This window comes from Bradyrhizobium sp. Pha-3 (assembly GCF_042258325.1).
In the GTDB taxonomy this organism is placed as follows: Bacteria; Pseudomonadota; Alphaproteobacteria; order Rhizobiales; family Xanthobacteraceae; genus Bradyrhizobium; species Bradyrhizobium elkanii.
Genome location: NZ_CP170151.1, coordinates 590,362 through 609,252 on the forward strand (window position 1 = coordinate 590,362; position 18,891 = coordinate 609,252).

An 18,891-nucleotide genomic window follows, 5' to 3' on the forward strand; every position below is an offset into this window, starting at 1 on the left:
GCGGCCTCTCCGCCGAATCACGAACGTCTCTGGAATACTGGATCACCCGGTCGAGCCGGGTGATGACAGCCTGTAGCCCGGATGGAGCGAAGCGAAATCCGGGACAGTTTTGCGGGCCAAGACCTCCCCGGATTGCGCTTCGCTCCATCCGGGCTACGGCGGCTGGGCTAAACCCGCACCGGCCCCAGCTCGTCGAAATGCCCGCGCCGCTGCAGCCAGGCGAGCAGGATCAGGCTCGGGATCGCGACCAGCACGCAGATCACGAAGAACATCTGCCAGCCGACGGCCTTGGCGACATAGCCGGCGCCCGACGACAGATAGGTGCGGCCGACCGCGGCGAGCGCCGTCAGCAGCGCATACTGGGTCGCGGTGTGCAGCGGATTGCGGCACAGCGCCGACAAATAGGCGACGAAGATCACGGTGCCGATCGCGCTGGTGAAGTTCTCCGCGGTGATCGCCAGCGCGAGCGCCCATTGATCGACGCCGACATGCGCGAGCCAGGAGAACGAGAGGTTGGCGATCGCCTGCAGCACGCCGCCGATCCAGAGGCTGGTCGCCAGCGAATAGCGCCGCGCCACGAAGCCGCCGGCAAAGCCGCCGATCAGGGTCGCGGCGAGGCCGACGCCCTTCACGATCGCCGCGTAGTCGACCTTGGAGAAGCCGATGTCGATCACGAACGGCGCGGTCATGGTGCCGGAAAACGCGTCGGTGAACTTGAACAGCACCACAAAGGCGAGCGCGGCGAAGGCGTCCTTGCGGCTCAGGAACTCGGAGAACGCCCCAAGTGCCGCGTGCAACACGCGTTCAGCGGCGTTCTGTGCGTGCGTGGCCGCTTCCGCGCCCTTCGATTGCGCCGGCTCGGTCGCCGCCAGCGCAGTGACGATGCCGATCACGACCAGCGCGGCCATCACCACATAGCCCCACATCCACGCCGACGGACGCGCGAGGCCAGCGGACTCGAAGCCGCTGACGATGAACAGCGCGCCGGCGGTCGAGACCAGCATGCCGACGCGATAGGCCGCGACATAGGACGCCATGCCGGCGGCCTGCTCGCTTTCAGGCAGGCTTTCGACGCGGAAGGCATCGACCACGATGTCCTGCGTCGATGAGGCGGTTGCGACCAGCAGCGCGGCAAAGGCCGCGAACCATGGCGATCGCGCAGGATCGGCCAGCGCCAGCACCAGGATCGCCGCGATCAGCAGCAGCTGCGAGAACAATAGCCAGCCGCGGCGGCGGCCGAACATCTGCGTAAACAGCGGCACGTGCAGCGCGTCGACCAGCGGTGCCCAGAGGAATTTCAGCGTGTAGGGCGTGCCGATCAGCGCCAGCAGCCCGATGGTGCCGAGATCGACCCCGGCCTCCTTCATCCAGACCTGCAGCGTCGAGCCCGACAGCGCCAGCGGCAGCCCCGAGGAGAAGCCCAGCAACAGCACGATCAGCACCCGCGGCTGCAGGTACAACGCAAAACTGTCGCGCCAGGAGGTGGCGGCGGGCTTTGGCTCCGGCTTTGCAGACGCGTCTGACGTCGCTTCAGGTGCTGTCATAGAGGAGTTGGTAGCAGATTCGGCCCCAAAAAGTCTGTCATCGCCCGGCTTGACCGGGCGATCCAGTATCCCAGAGGCCCTATCCGCCACCTGCGGCAATTTCCGGGTAAAGATCGATCCAGTCCGGATTGTCTTTCTCGATTAGGGAAATCTTCCAAGCGCGTCGCCATTTCTTCAGCCGCTTCTCGCGTCGGATCGCGTTCTCAGGATCATCGAACTGCTCGAAATAGACCAGCCTTACGACATCGTACTTTTCCGTGAAGCCTTCGACCAACTTCAACTTGTGCTGGCCGACGCGACGAATGAGGTCATTTGTCACACCGATGTAGAGCGTGCCGCCGATATGGCTGGCGAGGATGTAGACGTAGTAGCTGCGTGCCCCCATCTGCCGCCTCTGGATACTGGATCGCCCGGTCAAGCCGGGCGATGACAGCTGATTATGTGGTGCGATCTTTGGTCAGCAACATCACTAGGTGCGGTCATAGAGAAGTTGTTACCAGAATCAGCCCCAAAAAGACTGTCATCGCCCGGCCTGTGCGCAATTGCGCACATGGACCGGGCGATCCAGTATCCCAGAGGCCTATCCGCCACCTGCGGCTATTTCGGGATAAAGTCGGGCGATGACATCGATTGGGTGGTGCACGCCGGACAACTTCTAGAAACAACGATCACTCCCCCGCCTGCAGTTTGCGCGGGGCGGGGAACAGGTCGGACGTGCTGGGCTTGACGAAGCGGGGGACCTCGATCGGGGTCTCGGACTTGCTGAAGTCGAGTTCCTCGATGCGGCCGGCGCGTTTCTCGATCTTGTCGGCGGAGATCAGGATCTGCCTGACGTCCTCGTTCACCTGGCCGAAATGAGTCTGCAGCTTGAGCACGCGCTCGCGCAGGCGGCCGAGGTCGTCGCCGAGATGCATCACCTCGTTGCGGATCTGGTCGGCGGCGTCGCGGATGCGGGCGTCCTTCAGGATCTGCTGCATCACCTGGATCGCCAGCATCAGCAGCGAGGGCGACACCAGCACGACGCGGGCGCGATAGGCCTTCTGGATCACGTCGTCGAAGCCGTCATGGATCTCGGCATAGACCGATTCCGACGGCACGAACATCAGCGCGGTGTCCTGGGTCTCGCCCGGGATCAGGTACTTCTCCGCGATGTCGCTGACATGCTTCAGCACGTCGGCGCGCAGCCGCTGGCTGGCGAATTTGCGCTCCTCGTCGCTGCGCGCATCGTGCAGCGCGGTCATAGCCTCGAGCGGGAATTTCGCGTCGATGCAGAGCGGACGCTGGTCGGGCAGGAACACGACGCAGTCCGGCCGCTTGCCCGACGTCAGCGTGTACTGGAACTCGAACGAGCCCTTCGGCATGCCATCCTGGACGATCGCCTCCATCCGCGCTTGGCCGAAGGCGCCGCGGGATTGCTTGTTGGCGAGCACGTCGCGCAGCGTCGTCACCTGGGTGGTGAGCTCGTTGAGGTTCTTGTGCGCGTGGTCGATGATGCCGAGCCGCTCGTGCAGCACGCGCAGCGAATCCATCGTGTTGCGGGTCGATTGCTCCATCGACTGGCCGACCCGGTGGGTCACCGAATCGAGCCGCTCGTTGACGGCCCGGGCCATCTCCGCCTGCCGGCCGGCCAGTGCCTGCGCCATCGCGTCCACGCGGCCGGAGGACTCGCTCTGGGCCCGCAGCATGTCGGCGAGCCGCTCCTCCAGCTCGTCGGCGCGGATGGCCTGGGCCATCGCGAGTTCCGTGCCGCGCCGGCTGGCGCGTGCGATCACTAGCGCAATGGCGAGCAGCAGGATCAGCGCCAGCGCCCCCAGGCCGATCAATGCGTCGGAGACACGGACCGGAAGGTCGCCAATCGTCAGCAGAATCTCGTTCATGCCGGCAGTTGTAGCCGATTCGCGGCCCGGCGCGAACGAAGAGGGAACGTTTATGGCAAATGCATCCCTGATTTTCCGGGTTAATGCGGGGTGAAGAAACGTGGTTAACGTTGTCCTAACGGGTTCCTGAGCGCATTGACCCCATGAAGTCAGCAGCTTAAATCGCCGCCATGGCATTAAGAGAAATTATCATCCTGCCGGACAAGCAGTTGCGGCTGGTGTCGAAACCGATCGAGAAGGTGACGCCGGAGATCCGCAAGCTGGCCGACGACATGCTCGAGACCATGTATGACGCGCCCGGCATCGGGCTGGCGGCGATCCAGGTCGCGCAGCCGCTGCGGCTGATCACCATGGACCTCGCCAAGCGCGACGAGAACGGCGAGACCACGGCGAAGCCGCGCGTCTTCATCAATCCCGAGATCATTGCGCGTTCGGAAGAGCTGTCGGTGTACGAAGAGGGCTGCCTGTCGATCCCCGAATATTACGAGGAGGTCGAGCGCCCGGCGCGGGTGCGCGTGCGATTCACCGATCTCGACGGCACGGTGCATGAGGAGGATGCGGAGGGGCTCTACGCCACCTGCATCCAGCACGAAATCGATCATCTCAACGGCGTGCTGTTCGTGGACTATCTGTCGAAACTGAAGCGCGACCGCGTCTTCAAGAAATTCGAGAAGGCCGCCAAGCGCGCGGCGGAGTAGGATCGCCATCGGCACTCGACTCCCTCTCCCGCTTGCGGGGGAGGGTTGGGGTGGGGGTCTTTCCACGAGTCGTATCGCTGAGATAGCCCCCACCCGGATCGCATCTTCGATGCGATCCGGCCTCCCCCGCAAGCGGGAGGCCAACCGAATTCGCGGATAGACCCGCGCGCTTCATATGCGATTCCTCTTCCCGCAAGGGAAGGAACAGACCGAGTTCTCGTCATGCCTCTCCGCCTGATCTTCATGGGTACGCCCGATTTCGCGGTGCCGACGCTGCTGGAGCTGGTGGCTCATGGCCATGAGGTCGTGGCGGTCTACACCCGCGCGCCGAAGCCGGGCGGGCGTCGCGGCCTGCAGCTGCAGCCGACGCCGGTCGAGCAGGAGGCGCGCCGCCTCGGCATTCCCGTGATGACGCCGAAGACCCTCAAAACGCCGGAAGCGCTCGAAGAGTTTCGCGCGCATGACGCAGACGCCGCCGTCGTCGTCGCCTATGGCATGATCCTGCCGCAGGCCATTCTCGACGCGCCCAGGCTCGGCTGCTTCAACCTGCATGCCTCGCTGCTGCCGCGCTGGCGCGGCGCCGCACCGATCAACCGCGCCATCATGGCGGGCGATGCCGAGAGCGGCGTGATGGTGATGAAGATGGATGTCGGCCTCGACACCGGCGACGTCGCGATGGCCGAGCGGCTGCCGATATCGGACAGCATGACGGCATCCGATCTGCACGACGCGCTGGCGCCGCTCGGTGCCGACCTGATGGTGCGCGCGATGGCGGCGCTCGGGCGCGGCGGCTTGCAGCTGACGAAGCAGAGCGCGGACGGCGTCACCTATGCGGCCAAGATCGAGAAGGCCGAGGCGCGGATCGACTGGAAGGAGCCGGCGCATGCGGTGCTGCGGCACATTCACGGGCTCTCGCCGTTCCCCGGCGCCTGGTGCGAGCTCACCGGCGAAGGCGAGCCAGTGCGGCTGAAAATCCTGCGCTGCGAGCTGGCCAGGGATTCGGGCGCACCGGGCGATGTGCTCGACGAAAATTTTGCGATCGCCTGCGGCGACGGCGCGATCCGGATCCTCGAACTGCAGCGCGCCGGCAAGGCGCCGATGAAGGCAGCGGACTTTTTGCGCGGCACGCCGTTGAAGCCGCCTGCGCGGCTTAGCTGATGCCCCGCTACAAGCTCACCATCGAATATGACGGCACGCCGTTTTCCGGCTGGCAGATCCAGGACACCGCGCCGACCGTGCAGGGCGCGCTGGAGGCGGCGGTCAAGGCGATCTGCGGCGAGGACGTGCGCGTCCATGGCGCAGGGCGTACCGACGCCGGCGTGCATGCGCGCGGCCAGGTCGCGCATTGCGACATCGCCAAGCATTTTCCGCCCGGTCGTTTTCGTGACGGGCTGAACGCACATCTGCGGCCCAATCCGATCGGCGTGCTCGCGGCTGACATCGTGCCCGACGATTTCGAGGCGCGGTTCTCCGCGACCAAGCGGCACTATCTCTATCGCATCACCAACACGCGCGCGAACCTCGCGCTCGACATCGGCCGGGTCTGGCGCGTGCCGCGCGCGCTCGATGCTGACGCGATGCACGCCGCCGCGCAGCGCCTGCTCGGCAAGCACGATTTCACCACCTTTCGCGACACCGAGTGCCAGGCCAAGTCGCCGGAGAAGACGCTCGATCAGCTCGACGTCACCCGTGACGGCGCCGCCGTCAACATCGTGACGTCGGCGCGCTCGTTCCTGCACAGCCAGGTCCGCTCGATGGTGGGCTCGCTGGTCTGGGTCGGCGAGGGCCGCTGGAGCGCCGACGACCTCGCCGCCGCGCTCGCCGCCCGCAACCGCGCCGCCTGCGGCCCCGTGGCGCCGCCGGACGGGCTCTATCTGATGCGGGTGGAATACTAGGCGGTGTGAATGATCTCGTAGGATGGGTAGAGCGAAGCGAAACCCATCACTTCGAATCCGCGGCGCCCATGATGGGTTTCGCTGCGCTCTACCCATCCTACGGATGTGAGCCTGCCCGAAATACCACGCTGTATCTGGTGCGGGTGGATGGCTCGTAGCCCCAACCCCTACTGTGCATGGGGTTGTTTTCGATGTTTTTGTCCAGCCGGGCGGCTGGCCTACCCGAAATACCGTTCCAACACGCCGCGATAGATCTTCGTCAGCTTCTCCAGATCGGTCACCGGCGTGCGTTCATCGACCTGATGCATGGTCTGGCCGACCAGGCCGAACTCGATCACCGGGCAATAGCTGGAAATGAAGCGCGCGTCCGAGGTGCCGCCGGAGGTCGATAGCTCCGGCCTGCGGCCGGTGACCTCCTCGATCGCGGCGACCGCGAGGTCGGTGAACGGGCCGGGCTGGGTGACGAACACGTTCGAGTTCGACGGTTGCCAATCGATATGGGCGCGGATCCGGTTGCCGCAGGCTTTCACCAGCCGTTCGTCGACCAGCTGCCGCAGGCTCTCCTGGGTATGGTTGTCGTTGTAGCGGATGTTGAATTTTGCCCGCGCCTGGCCGGGGATCACGTTGCTCGCGGTGTTGCCGACATCGACCGTGGTGAATTCGAGGTTGCTGGCCTGGAACTGCGCGCTGCCGAGATCGAGCGGCTCGTCGCTCAGCGCCACGATCAGTCGCGAGATATCAGGCACCGGATTGGAGGCGCGGTGCGGATAGGCGACGTGGCCCTGCACGCCGTCGACGACCAGCGTGCCGGATTGCGAGCCGCGCCGGCCGATCTTGATCATGTCGCCCAGCACTTCGACATTCGAGGGCTCGCCGAGCACGCAATGGTCGAATTTCTCGCCGCGCCCGGCGCACCATTTCAACAGCTTGACGGTGCCGTTGATCGAGACGTCTTCCTCATCGCCGGTGATCAGGAAGGAGATCGTGCCGTTGCCATTCTCTTGTGGCTTGCCGCCATGGTCCTGCAGATATTGCAGCACCGCAGCGACGCTGCAGGCGATGCCGCCCTTCATATCGACGGCGCCGCGGCCGTAGAGATAGCCGTCCTTCACCTCGCCGGAGAACGCGCCGAGCGTCCACGCGGCTTCATCGCCGGGCGGCACCACGTCGGTGTGGCCGGCGAAGGTGATATGCGGCGCCGAGCTGCCGATGCGCGCATAGAGGTTGTCGACATCGGCGGTGCCGGGCTCGGAGAAGGTCACGCGGTGGACCTCGAATCCTGCGGTCTTCAGCAGGTTTTCGAGAACGCCAAGCGCGCCGGCGTCGGCCGGGGTGACGGAGGGGCAGCGAACGAGATCGCGGGTAATCGAGACGGCATCACTCATGCGCCTCGCTTAACACGTCACCCGGCGGGTGGACCAGCTTTGTGCGGCACGGTATCAAGCTCGCTCTGCTGATCCCAGCCGTGCACGGAGCGCGACCCGCTGTCGCGGCCTTGCCGCACATGGGATTTTCCAAGCGGATTGGGGCCGTAGCGATTAGGGTAGCGCGTGCCAGGCAGGAAGGCGAGCTCGATGAAGCCCCAGACATAGAGCACGAAGACGATCGTTCCCGCGGCCACCACCCAATAGGATTCATCGGGGAGCCGGTCCGAGAACTGGCTCATGAGACCCGGGATCGCGAAGAACGGCACCATCCACCAGCCGCTCTTGTCGCGGTCGTGCAGGCGCTTGATCGAGACAGCGACATAGACCCAAACGAACAAGAACGTTCCGCAGGCCTTGACCAGCAATGCCGGCAATCCGGCCCAGCTCAGCGATCTGTAGCTGTCGGGGTCGAAGGCCCGGAAGATGTCGTCGACATTGAAGCTGAACCCGTTCTTGCCGCCAAGGCCGGCCGAGACCGCCAGTAAAGCCAGGAACATCATCCAGCAGACGATGATCAGCCCTGCGAGCCAGAATTTGGCCCGGTTGACGCGGCCCTTGAAGCCGAACAGGTAATTGGCCCAGTCCATGAAAATAAACTCCGGGCTGCGGCAATTCTTCGCGGCCCGGAGATATGTCGGCGTCAGATCGAAATTGGTTCGATCAGTCCAGACCCGTCATCCTGAGGTGCGAGCCTTGCGGCGCAATTGCGCCGCTGGGCGAGCCTCGAACGATGCACGGCCCCGCTGGTGGCCGTCGACCCTTCGAGACGCCTGCTTCGCAAGCTCCTCAGGGTGACGGTGATGGACTGATCTCGCGGCGAAAGACCGATCAGTCCCGCAGCAGCTCGTTGATGCTGGTCTTGGCGCGGGTGCGCTCGTCGACGCGCTTGACGATCACGGCGCAGGCGGTGGCAGGTCCCGGCTGGCCGTTCTTCAGCGGCTTGGCCGGCAGCGTGCCGGGCACCACGACGGCATATTCCGGGACCTCGCCGACGAAGATTTCACCGGTCTCACGGTCGACGATCTTGGTCGAGGCGCCGAGGAACACGCCCATCGACAGCACCGCGCCCTTGCGCACGATCACGCCCTCGGCGACCTCCGAGCGCGCGCCGATGAAGCAATCGTCCTCGACGATCACCGGCTCGGCCTGCAGCGGCTCGAGCACGCCGCCGATGCCGACGCCGCCGGAGATGTGCACGCGCTTGCCGATCTGGGCGCAGGAGCCGACCGTCGACCAGGTGTCGATCATGGTGGCTTCATCGACATAGGCGCCGAGATTGACGAAGGAGGGCATCAGCACGACGTTGCGGGCGATGAAGGCCGAGCGGCGCACGATCGCGCCGGGCACGGCACGGAAGCCGGCGTCGCGGAAACGGTTCTCGCCCCAGCCCTCGAACTTCGACGGCACCTTGTCCCACCACGACGCCTTGCCCGGGCCGCCCGCGATCTGGCCCATATCGTTGAGGCGGAACGACAGCAGCACGGCCTTCTTCAGCCACTGGTTGACCTTCCACTTGCCGCTCGCCTCGCGCTCGGCAACGCGCGCCTCGCCCTTGTCGAGCAGCTCCAGCGCGTGGTCGACCGCCTCGCGGACCTCACCCTTGGTCGAGGTCGAAATGCCTTCGCGGGCGTCGAACGCGGTGTTGACGGTGGTTTCGAGGGCGGACAGCGACATCAGGACAATCCTTGGGCGTATCGGGGATTATGACGGGAATTTTGCAGGGCTTTTTCGGAATTTGGGGCCGCCGAGTCAAGGCAAACTCCTTCCTGCCAAGCCGACTCTCTCCTCCCGTCGTCCCGGCCAAGCGAAGCGCGAGCCGGGACCCATAACCACGAATGCCAGCGTTGCGGCACGCTGGGGCCACAGCGAGTAGCCAAGCGCGGATTGGTGGTAATGGGTCCCGGCTTTTGCCGGGACGACGCGTGTTGAGAGGCTACGGCTTCAGCCGCTGCAGGAAGCCGGTGAGATCATCCGTGACATGGTCGACATAAGCGGCGTCGCGGCCTTCGAGCTCCCAGGTCTCGCGCACCACCTCCTGGCTGCCGTCGGGCACGACCAGCACGGTGGTCATGCCGAGCTCATGCGGCACCACCAAATTGCGCGCGAGGTCCTCGAACATCGCAGCCCTCGCCGGATCGACGTCGTGGAGCCTGAGGAACTTCTGGTAGGTCTGCGGCGCCGGCTTCGGCTCGAGATCGGCGGCGATGATGTCGAACACGCCGTCGAAATGGTTGCTGATGCCGAGCCGGCCCAGCACCGCATCGACATGGTCGACCGAGCCGTTGGTCAGGATCAGCTTGCGCCCCGGCAGTTTTGCGATCGCGGCTCCCATCGCCGGATTGGGTTGTAGCGGCGAGTGGTCGATCTTGTGCACATAAGCGAGATAGTCGTCGGCCTGCACGCCGTGCTCGGTCATCATGCCGCGCATCGTGGTGCCGTAGCGCAGATAGTAGTCCTTCTGCAGCCGCCGTGCTTCCTCGGGCGAGATTTTCAGCCAATTGCCGACAAACTCGCCGATCCGCGCATCGACCTGCTGCCACAGGTTGACGTGATGCGGATACAGCGTGTTGTCGAGGTCGAACACCCAGGTCTCGACATGGCCGAAGCTGCGGGCAGTTTTAGTCATGGCTTTCTCCGCGTGTCGGCGCGATCGCCCAGTCTTCCGCCGTCGTCCTGGCGAAAGCCAGGACCCATACCGCGGAATCTATCAATGTGGCACGGTGCTCGTCGTTCTTCGCCAAACGCAATCCTGTGGTTATGGGTCCTGGCTTTCGCCAGGACGACTGTGGTATTTGTGGCGCCGTTGTCTTCATCACGGCATCGCAAAGCGCAGCGTCTTGCCGCCGCTGGTCATGTCGACGGTGGTAAAGCCGAGCGCGGCGAGGCCGCGGGTGGCGCAGTCGCCCTGTTCGTTGATCTCGAACTTGCTTTCGCGGGTGCAGAGCTGGACCCCGCCGCCCCAGTTCAGCGGCTTGTCCTTGATGCGGATGGCCCGGTTGTCGTTGTCGACCGCTTCGGCAAACGAATAGATCTGCTTCGGCGTGCCTGTCACGTCCGGATGCAGGCACTTGCCGGGGTCGATGCGATACCAGCCGCGGCTTGTCACCACCTTGCCGTCGTCGGTCGCAACCGCGGCCATCACCTTGTGCGGCGTGTCGTTGCACCAGGTCAGCCCCGATGGCGACGGCTTCTGCACGGCATCGATCATGGTGGCGAAGAAATTCGGCGACTGCACGATGTCGCCGGCGAGCCCGCGACTCCTGAGGAACGCCGACAGCGCACTCTGGGTCTTCGGCCCGTCGACGCCGTCGATCGGCGCCGCATCGTAGCCCGCGATCACCAGCAGGCGCTGGATGCCGGCGAGGCGCGCCTGCTCGTCGTCATATTCGCTGTCTTCGGCGAGATAGGCGACCAGATTGCCGTCGTCGGTCTTCGTCGGCGTGATCTGGGTGAATTGCGCGGGCATCTGGCCGGAGCGGCATTGCCGCGCGGCGGCGATCACGAAATTGTCTTGAGCCACGCAGAGCGTGTCGGTGCCGTTCTGCGGGATCGGCGAGGCGCCGTAGACGCCGAGCGCCCGCGCATTGAGCAGCACGCGGTCGGCGGTGAGCGCGCCCTGCACCACGACCCGGCAGGTCGCCGGATCAATGCGAAACCAGCCGCGTGTCGCGGTCGCGGCCTTGTCGTCGATGCCGATCGCGGCCTCGATCACATAGCTCATGCGGTTGCAGAGCTTGAGATCGGCATGCGCCGGCGCCGACGAGAACAGGAACGACACCAGCGCGGCCGGCAGCGCCATCGCGAGCCGCGCCGCCGGCGACCGGCGAGGGATCCTCGCCGTGTGTCCCGCGTCTGCCATTACTTATGGATCAGCGTGCCGGTGCCCTGGTTGGTGAAGAGCTCGAGCAGCACCGCGTGCTGCGTCTTGCCGTCGATGATCACGACGCCCTGCACGCCCTGTTCGAGCGCGTAGATGCAGGTCTCGACCTTCGGGATCATGCCACCGGAAATCGTGCCGTCGGCGATCAGCTTGCGGGCTTCCTTGATCGACAGGTCCGGAATCAGCTTCTTGGACTTGTCGAGCACGCCCGGCACGTCGGTCAGCAGCAGCAGCCGCTTGGCCTTCAGCGCGCCCGCGATCGCGCCGGCGAAGGTGTCGGCGTTGATGTTCAGGGTCTGGCCGTCCTGCGAGGTCGCGAGCGGCGCCAGCACCGGGATCAGCTCATAGCCGATCAGCTGATTGAGCAGCGTGAGGTCGACCTTTTCGGGATCGCCGACGAAGCCGAGATCGATGGCCTTCTCGATGTTGGAATCCGGATCGACCATGGTGCGCGTCGTCTTCGACGCCTTCACCATGTTGCCGTCCTTGCCGGAGAGGCCCACGGCCTTGCCGCCGGCTTCGTTGATATAGCCGACGATCTGCTTGTTGACCGAGCCCGCCAGCACCATCTCGACGATCTCGATGGTGGCGGCGTCGGTGATGCGCAGGCCCGCGGCGAATTCCGACTGGATGCCGAGGCGCTTCAGCATGGTCGCGATCTGCGGCCCGCCGCCATGCACGACCACCGGATTGATCGCGGTCTGCTCGAGCAGCACGATGTCGCGCGCGAACGCCTTCGCGGTGTCCTCGGCGCCCATGGCATGGCCGCCATATTTGATGACGATGGTTTCCTCGTCATATTCCTGCATGTGCGGCAGCGCCTCGGACAGGATGCGGGCCTGATCGAGCGGGCTGATGTGCTGGTCGGTCATGGGGCTGGTCTCGTCGTCAGCGGAGGGATGGCGCGGTTCTATCTGATTGGCGGGCAGGGCGCAAAGCGGGAGAGGTATTCGCTTGTATCTGTAGCCCGGATGGAGCGAAGCGCAATCCGGGGTTTGCAGCCGCGGCACGATTCCCGGATTTCGCTTGCGCTCCATCCGGGCTACGGGTCACCGCTTCGGCCACACCGCCGCGACCGCCAGTACCAGCCAGCTCAGGATCAACAGCGTTCCGCCGGCGGGCGCGGCCATCGGAAACAATCCATGGCCGGCATATTGGCGCAGCACGAGGTCGCCCGCGAACAATGACGCCGCGATGACGAACCCGGCCGCCGCCACGACTGCGAGCTTGGCATGGATGATCGCGCGATCCGCGACCGCGATGGTCGCAACTACGGCGGGTGCATGGAACAGCAGCATCGAGGATGCCGCCGCCAGCCGCGTCGCATCTGGCAGATGGGCTGCAGCCGCCGCCAGCATCACGCCGCAGGCGCCCATGATGGCGGCAAGGCCGATCAGGAGGCGGGATGCGCCGCTCATCAGCGCCGTTCCTCGATCAGGCGCACCATGGCGGCACGCAGCTCCGGCATGCCGTCGCCGGTGCGCGACGAGGTCACCAGCATTTCGGGGAAGGCGGCGGGATGTTTTGCGAGTGTTGCTGACGTGTCGGCGACGACGGTCTTGAGTTCGCCGGCCTTCACCTGGTCGGCCTTGGTCAGCACGACCTGATAGCTGACCGCGGACTTGTCCAGCGTCTTCAGCACGTCGAGATCGACGTCCTTGATGCCGTGGCGCGCGTCGATCAGCACGTAGACCCGCGCCAGTGTCGCGCGCCCGAGCAGGAATTTGTGGATCAGCGCCGTCCATGACGCCACCTTGGTCTTCGGCGCCGAGGCGTAGCCGTAGCCGGGCATGTCGACGAGGCGGAAGCCCGCCTTCTCCGGTCCCTCGAAGAAGATCAGCTCCTGGGTTCGCCCCGGCGTGTGCGAGGTGCGCGCCAGGTTGCTGCGGCCGGTCAGCGCGTTGATCAGGCTCGACTTGCCGACATTGGAGCGGCCGGCAAAGGCGACCTCGAGGCCGGCCATCGGCGGCAGCGTCTCGATCGAGGGCGAGGCCCAGATGAAGCGCCAGTCGCCGGCGAACAGTTTTCGGCCTTGCTCGATCAGCGCCGCATCGGGTTCGGTGCTCATGCGAAGGATTCCATCTCGTGGCGGCCGGGCAAAGGCCCAAGGCGGGTCCTTGGCGTAGGACGACCCGGCCGTCCAGGTCAACGTCTGGAGCCTCGGTTCTGATTGAATCGAAGCTCCAGCTGTTTGTTTTGACGCGTTTTCTTCCCGCGAACCGTCGTCCGCTTCGCTCGAAAACGCGCTGGCCGCGCTCCAATACGTCGATGCCCGGCACAAGGCCGGGCATGACATGGTGACGAAGCGCTGTTGCTGGAAGCTACGTCGCCTTCTTTGTCTCAGTCGTCACGCTTTTTTTTTGAAACGTCGACTTCAGATTGTCGAACAGCTCCACCTTCACGCCGTTGCGCCGCATGATGTAGCTCTGCTGCAGCACCGACAGCAGGTTGTTCCAGGCCCAGTAGATCACGAGACCCGCCGGGAAGCCTGCCAGCATGAAGGTGAAGATCAGCGGCATCCAGTCGAAGATCATCTTCTGGGTCGGATCCGGCGGCGCCGGATTGAGCTTCATCTGGACCCACATCGTGATGCCCATGATGATCGGCCAGATACCCATCACCAGATAGGAGCCGAAATGCGGTCCCAGCAGCGCGATCGGATCGAACGGAATGAGGCCGAACAGCGTGAACAGGTTGGTCGGATCGGGCGCCGAGAGGTCCTTGATCCAGCCGAAGAACGGCGCGTGCCGCATTTCGATGGTGATGAACAGCACCTTGTAGAGCGAGAAGAACACCGGGATCTGCAAGGCGACGGGAAGACAGCCCGCGATCGGGTTGATCTTCTCCTTCTTGTAGATCTCCATCATCTCCTGCTGCTGCTTCACGCGGTCATCAGGATAGCGTTCCTTCAGCGCCTGCAGCTGCGGCTGCACCGACTTCATCTTCGCCATCGAGGCGTAGGACTTGTTGGCGAGCGGGAAGAACAGGAGCTTCACGATCACGGTCACCAAGAGGATCGCGATGCCGAAATTGCCGACCAGGCGATAGAACCAGTCGAGCGCCAGGAACATCGGCTTGGTGATGAAGTAGAAATGGCCCCAGTCGATCAGGAGATCGAAATGGTTGAGGCCGAGCTGCTTGTTGTAGCCGCCGAAGCCGACCAGCGGGAAGTTGAGGCCGACCGTGGCGGCCTCCTTCGCGCCGGCGAACAGCCGCCCGTTGGCAACGCCGGTGCCGCCGATCGGAATGGTCTGCGCGCCGAGCATGTAGTCGGTCTGGTAGCGCTTGTCGCCGGTGGTGAAGCGGGCGCTTTCGAGCGTTGCGGTGGTCTCCGGCAGCAGTGCCGTGGCCCAGTATTTGTCGGTGATGCCGAGCCAGCCGTCGGTGACCTTCGTGAACACGATGCCGCGCGAGTTTCCGCCGGTCGAGGTCTTGGCCTCGTCGATGTTCTTGTAGCTGAATTCCTGCAGGCCGTGTTCGCCGAGATAGCCGATCGGGCCTTCGTGCAGAATCGCGTAGCCGGAGACCGGCGGCTTGCCGCCGCGCGAGATCAACCCGAACGGATACAGCGTCACCGGCGCGCTGCCTTGATTGATGACCTCGTCCTTGATGCTGAAGAGGTAGCGATCGTCGATCGAGATGGTGCGGCGGAAGGTCAGGCCCTGGCCGTTCTCGTATTTCAGAATCACCGGGGCGCTCGGCGACAGGCTGTTCGATCCCTCCTGCTGCCAGACGGTTTCGGCGTTCGGCGTCTTCACCGATGAGCCGTTGGCGGTCAGCCACAGGAACTCGGCATAATAAGGCTCGGCCGTGCCCGACGGCGAAAGCAGTACGACAGCCGGCGATTTCGGATCGACCGTCTCGCGGAACTGGACCAGCGCCAGGTCGTCGATCCGGGCGCCCTTCAGCGCGATGCTGCCGGTGACGCGCGGGGTCTCGATCTTGATGCGCGGGCCGGAGGCAAGCACCGTCTCGCGGCTCGCTACCGGAGCGTCAGCAGCAGGCGCGCCGGGGGCCGGAGAGGGAGTCGCTGAGGTTCCCGGAGCGGCGCCAGGAGCAGCGCCGGGAGTAGCACCCGGAGTCGCCTGCGGCGCCGGCTTCTGCAACTCCGCCTGGCGCTGCGCCTCGCGCTGCTTCTCCATCTGCGGCACATTGTAGAAGTATTGCCAGGCGATCAGGACGAGGCCGGACAGAATGACGGCAAGGATCGTGTTGCGGTTGTCGGACATCTCTTAGGGTCTCGTCATTCCATTCGGATTGGGCGCGCTCTTGTTACCCGTCTTGTTGTTACCCGTCTTGGGCGCAGGCCGGTCGAGGCGGCGCAGCGCCGACCGCAGGTCGTCAAGCATGGTCGCAAAGTCGCGGGTCAGCGCGTCACGACGGCCCACTAGCACATAATCATGGTGCGGCCGCATGAATACGGCGTCGACCTGTCTCATCACTTCGCGAAGCCGGCGGCGGATGCGGTTGCGCTCGGTCGCGGTGCCGTTCTTCTTGGTGACGGTATAGCCGACGCGGATCGGGCCCTGATCGTCGCGGCGGCGGCCCTGCAGCACAAAAGCTGTGGTATTCGCCCGTGCGCCATTGGCAACGGCGAGGAAATCCGCCCGCTGCCTCAGCCGATCCATAATGGGTATCTCCGGAGAGGAGACGTCCGGGCTCAGGCGCTCAGGCGCTTGCGGCCACGCGCGCGGCGCGCAGCGAGGACCTTACGGCCGCCGGCCGTGGCGAGACGGGCACGGAAGCCGTGACGGCGCTTGCGCACCAGTTTGCTGGGTTGATAAGTCCGCTTCACGGGTAATTCTCCGCTGACCGGGCAATTTGCCGTTGTATTGAGATGGAGTCCGGTGATGCTGGCAGGCCCAAACGAGCCGTTGACGGCCCCAAGGAGCCGCCCCCGGGTCAAGAACCGGGCCATCGCGGACAGTTGGCGCGGCTTATAAGGGAGCGCCCTGTTTTCGTCAATGTCACAGGCCGTCGCAAAAAGGCTTCTTCGAAACGTCGCAATTGGGGCGAATATATCTGATTTCGCGGGGTATTTGACGGTATGGAGACGCTTTGGGGCGTTCGGGGAACCGCCCACATTAGCGATCCGTAATTTGACCGGCTTGGGGGCCGGGCCCCATCTTCCGACCCCTAAGCCAAACAAGGCCTTATCTTGTGGCTCTAACTGACGATCAGGCGACCGCGCAGAAGCAGCGGCCCAAGCCGTCCCCCCGGCTCGGGCTGTCGGGCAAGCTTTTGCTGCTGACGATTCCCCTGGTGATGATCGCCGGGCTCCTGATCTACGTGCCGGCCATCGCCAACTTCCGGATGAACCGGCTCAACGACCGCCTGGCCGCCGCCAATACCGCGGCGCTGGTGCTCGATGCCGCCCCGTCCGGCCTGGTGCCGGATTCGCTGGCGCGGCAGATCCTGACCAGCATCGGCGCCCGTGCCGTCGCCATCAAATTGGGACAGCAGCGCCGGCTGCTCGCCAGCGCCGACCTGCCGGCCGCGATCGACCATGACGTCGACATGCGGACCATGACGGTGTGGTCGGCGATCGTCGATGCCTTCGAGATCATGCTGGAGCATGGCGACCAGACCATCCGCGTGGTCGGACCCGCGCCGGGCCAGGCGCAATTCATCGAGGTCGTGATCGACGAGAAGCCGCTGCGGCAGGCGATGTACCGCTTCTCGCGCAACGTCCTGGTCGTCGCGCTGTTGATTGCCGGCCTGACCGCCGGCCTGGTCTATCTGGCGCTGCATTATCTGTTCGTGCGCCCGATGCGGCGGCTGACCGCGAGCCTGGTCGGCTTCCACGAGAATCCGGAGAGTTCGGCGCGAATCATCGTGCCGAGCCAGCGCGGCGACGAGATCGGCGTTGCCGAGCGCGAGCTGTCGGACATGCAGCGCGACCTCGTCTCGATGCTGCATCAGAAGAGCCGGCTTGCCGCGCTCGGGCTCGCCGTCTCCAAGATCAACCATGATTTGCGCAATCTGCTGGCGTCCTCGCAATTGCTGTCGGATCAGCTCGCCAGCGTGCCCGACCCGCGGGTGCAGCGCTTTGCGCCGAAATTGTTGCGCTCGCTGGAGCGCGCCATCGCCTTCTGCCAGTCGACACTCTCCTATGGCCGCGCGCAGGAGGCGGCGCCTGATCGCCGCGTGATCATGGTGGAGCCCGCGGTTGCCGAGGTGCGGGAGTCGGCGGGGCTTGCGACCGATGTCTCGATCACCTGGATCAGCGCGATCGAGCGCGGCCTGACCATCGACGCCGACCCGGACCAGCTGTTCCGCGTGCTGCTCAATCTGGTGCGCAACGCGACGCAGGCGCTGGAAAGCCGGCCGGCCAGCGACGGCGGCGCGCAGCAGATCCGCATCACCGGCCGCCGCGAGGGGACGGTTGCGATCATCGAGGTCTCCGACACCGGTCCGGGCGTTCCGGCCAAGGCGCGCGAGCACCTGTTCGAGGCGTTCCAGACCTCCGGGCGCCCCGGCGGCAGCGGACTCGGCCTTGCGATTGCCGCCGAGCTGATCCGGGCGCACGGCGGCCACATCCATCTGGTCGAGGGCACCATCGGCGCCACCTTCCGGATTTCGATCCCGGATCGTCCGGTGGAACTGCTGTCGGTCCGCAGCGAGCGGGCGAGGGCATAGGGGCCCTTCCGGTACTCCGGGGCGGCTAAAGCCGCGCCGAAATTGGCACTTCCAGACCTTGCCAACTGGAGCCGGAGCCTGTAGCTAGAGCGCTCTTTCGCGACGTTCCGGGGCTCCCGGAGCCATGCGGGCTCAAGCCCTCCCGCGAAAATGCGCCCGTAGCTCAGCTGGATAGAGCATCAGACTACGAATCTGAGGGTCGGACGTTCGAATCGTTCCGGGCGCGCCAGTTTTTCCCTTACAGATTAGGGTCTTATCGCTAGGGCCAAAAGGCTTGGCTATTTTCGCGTTGCCCGTGCAAGCGCTGTGCAAGCTGACGGTCGAAATTCGCGCTCGTCGGAAGTTGATCCCGCGCCCTTGCTCACATCTTTGCCGCACCGCTGGCCGGGGCTGACGAGCCGAGCGAGCCATGCGATCGTGGCATGGTATCCGGTGCACGCACCCCTCCGTGGAGCCTTCTTCTTTTAGATAAGGAATCGGGCCGCCCAAGCCGCCCAAGCCGTCCGAAACGCTATAGCTATGCGGGTTGCTCATGCGTGCGGTTTGCCGTCCGGTGCCGCCCGGAACCGTCCGAAAAATCGAGGTCGTCAGGAGCGCCGGCCACGGTCCTGACGCTGTGACGCGCGCTAGGTGCGATACGTCAGGGTTGTCAGGTGAGAATCCCAACTTAGCGGCTGGCGAGTTTTCGGGGCGCGCTTGTGCCGTAGAGGGGCGGCCCCCGGGAAGGACCCGCTCCTCGGCAGCGTGCCGCAGGCCGGATGGCGCGCCTCGAAGGGAAGCGCGCCTCGCGAGGCCACGACCGAGGGCATGAACGATGCGTCGCCATGATCGCCGACATGCACGGGCAGCGTGCCGAGCGCGAGCGGCAAGGGGGCGGCGGGGGGCACGTGCAGCCAGCGAACGGTGAAACTTCTCGGCATCGCCCTCTGCT

The 18,891-nt window shown here is 65.0% G+C and carries 18 protein-coding genes and 1 tRNA gene; 5 read left to right on the forward strand and 14 right to left on the reverse strand.

Annotated features, from left to right (window positions below; translation table 11 throughout):
* Positions 1 to 167: 167 nt before the first annotated feature.
* The 3 genes from ACE10X_RS02680 to ACE10X_RS02690 form a co-directional block, all read right to left on the reverse strand.
* A complete protein-coding gene (locus ACE10X_RS02680; RefSeq protein WP_038385631.1) occupies positions 168 to 1,544 on the reverse strand; it encodes an MFS transporter in 1,377 nt (458 codons plus the stop codon).
* Between the two features lie 79 nt (positions 1,545 to 1,623).
* A complete protein-coding gene (locus ACE10X_RS02685) occupies positions 1,624 to 1,929 on the reverse strand; it encodes a GIY-YIG nuclease family protein (protein ID WP_038385630.1) in 306 nt (101 codons plus the stop codon).
* A 283-nt stretch (positions 1,930 to 2,212) separates the two neighbouring features.
* Positions 2,213 to 3,421, reverse strand: coding sequence for a DNA recombination protein RmuC (locus ACE10X_RS02690; protein WP_375764020.1), 1,209 nt, complete (start codon positions 3,419 to 3,421; stop codon positions 2,213 to 2,215).
* A gap of 170 nt (positions 3,422 to 3,591) precedes the next feature.
* Here ACE10X_RS02690 and def point away from each other — a divergent pair, with 170 nt between their 5' ends.
* The 3 genes from def (at position 3,592) to truA (ending at position 6,014) form a co-directional block, all read left to right on the forward strand.
* Entirely contained in the window at positions 3,592 to 4,119 is a 528-nt protein-coding gene (gene def / locus ACE10X_RS02695) for a peptide deformylase (RefSeq protein WP_038385628.1), read from the forward strand.
* Between the two features lie 222 nt (positions 4,120 to 4,341).
* On the forward strand, positions 4,342 to 5,277 hold the full coding sequence (gene fmt, locus ACE10X_RS02700; protein ID WP_304557444.1) for a methionyl-tRNA formyltransferase: 936 nt from the start codon (positions 4,342 to 4,344) through the stop codon (positions 5,275 to 5,277).
* Positions 5,277 to 6,014 (forward strand): tRNA pseudouridine(38-40) synthase TruA, encoded by a 738-nt coding sequence (truA, locus tag ACE10X_RS02705; RefSeq protein WP_038385626.1) that lies wholly within the window; start codon positions 5,277 to 5,279, stop codon positions 6,012 to 6,014. The genes fmt and truA overlap by 1 nt, the downstream gene beginning before the upstream one ends.
* 218 nt (positions 6,015 to 6,232) lie before the next feature.
* Here truA and dapE read toward each other — a convergent pair whose 3' ends face one another.
* From dapE to rpmH, 11 genes are all read right to left on the reverse strand, one after another.
* A complete protein-coding gene (dapE, locus tag ACE10X_RS02710) occupies positions 6,233 to 7,399 on the reverse strand; it encodes a succinyl-diaminopimelate desuccinylase (protein WP_038385625.1) in 1,167 nt (388 codons plus the stop codon).
* 17 nt (positions 7,400 to 7,416) lie between these two features.
* Positions 7,417 to 8,028, reverse strand: a complete 612-nt coding sequence (locus ACE10X_RS02715) for a DUF805 domain-containing protein (RefSeq protein ID WP_038385624.1) — start codon at positions 8,026 to 8,028, stop codon at positions 7,417 to 7,419.
* A gap of 241 nt (positions 8,029 to 8,269) precedes the next feature.
* Positions 8,270 to 9,115 carry a 2,3,4,5-tetrahydropyridine-2,6-dicarboxylate N-succinyltransferase gene (gene dapD / locus ACE10X_RS02720; protein ID WP_021079579.1) on the reverse strand — a complete coding sequence of 282 codons (846 nt, stop codon included), beginning with the start codon at positions 9,113 to 9,115 and terminating at the stop codon, positions 8,270 to 8,272.
* 259 nt (positions 9,116 to 9,374) lie between these two features.
* Positions 9,375 to 10,067, reverse strand: a complete 693-nt coding sequence (locus ACE10X_RS02725; RefSeq protein WP_038385621.1) for a pyrimidine 5'-nucleotidase — start codon at positions 10,065 to 10,067, stop codon at positions 9,375 to 9,377.
* Between the two features lie 186 nt (positions 10,068 to 10,253).
* Positions 10,254 to 11,240 (reverse strand): DUF1036 domain-containing protein, encoded by a 987-nt coding sequence (locus ACE10X_RS02730; protein WP_304557893.1) that lies wholly within the window; start codon positions 11,238 to 11,240, stop codon positions 10,254 to 10,256.
* Positions 11,241 to 11,299: 59 nt separating this feature from the next.
* Entirely contained in the window at positions 11,300 to 12,193 is an 894-nt protein-coding gene (gene argB, locus ACE10X_RS02735; RefSeq protein ID WP_016848093.1) for an acetylglutamate kinase, read from the reverse strand.
* Positions 12,194 to 12,370: 177 nt separating this feature from the next.
* Positions 12,371 to 12,739, reverse strand: coding sequence for a DUF423 domain-containing protein (locus tag ACE10X_RS02740; RefSeq protein ID WP_038385618.1), 369 nt, complete (start codon positions 12,737 to 12,739; stop codon positions 12,371 to 12,373).
* Positions 12,739 to 13,389, reverse strand: coding sequence for a ribosome biogenesis GTP-binding protein YihA/YsxC (yihA, locus tag ACE10X_RS02745; RefSeq protein ID WP_038385617.1), 651 nt, complete (start codon positions 13,387 to 13,389; stop codon positions 12,739 to 12,741). The genes ACE10X_RS02740 and yihA overlap by 1 nt, the downstream gene beginning before the upstream one ends.
* Before the next feature lie 253 nt (positions 13,390 to 13,642).
* Positions 13,643 to 15,550, reverse strand: coding sequence for a membrane protein insertase YidC (gene yidC, locus ACE10X_RS02750; protein ID WP_038385616.1), 1,908 nt, complete (start codon positions 15,548 to 15,550; stop codon positions 13,643 to 13,645).
* 3 nt (positions 15,551 to 15,553) lie between these two features.
* Positions 15,554 to 15,949, reverse strand: coding sequence for a ribonuclease P protein component (gene rnpA / locus ACE10X_RS02755; RefSeq protein WP_375764021.1), 396 nt, complete (start codon positions 15,947 to 15,949; stop codon positions 15,554 to 15,556).
* A gap of 32 nt (positions 15,950 to 15,981) precedes the next feature.
* Positions 15,982 to 16,116: a 50S ribosomal protein L34 gene (rpmH, locus tag ACE10X_RS02760; protein WP_008542748.1), complete on the reverse strand. Its 135-nt coding sequence runs from the start codon at positions 16,114 to 16,116 to the stop codon at positions 15,982 to 15,984.
* 365 nt (positions 16,117 to 16,481) lie between these two features.
* On the opposite strand from rpmH, the gene ACE10X_RS02765 reads away from it, so the two are divergent.
* Both ACE10X_RS02765 and ACE10X_RS02770 read left to right on the forward strand, forming a co-directional pair.
* The gene (locus tag ACE10X_RS02765; protein ID WP_038385614.1) at positions 16,482 to 17,960 is read left to right on the forward strand and encodes a sensor histidine kinase; all 1,479 of its coding nucleotides are present in this window, start codon (positions 16,482 to 16,484) and stop codon (positions 17,958 to 17,960) included.
* A 152-nt stretch (positions 17,961 to 18,112) separates the two neighbouring features.
* Positions 18,113 to 18,189 (forward strand) — tRNA-Arg (locus ACE10X_RS02770).
* Positions 18,190 to 18,891 lie beyond the last annotated feature (702 nt).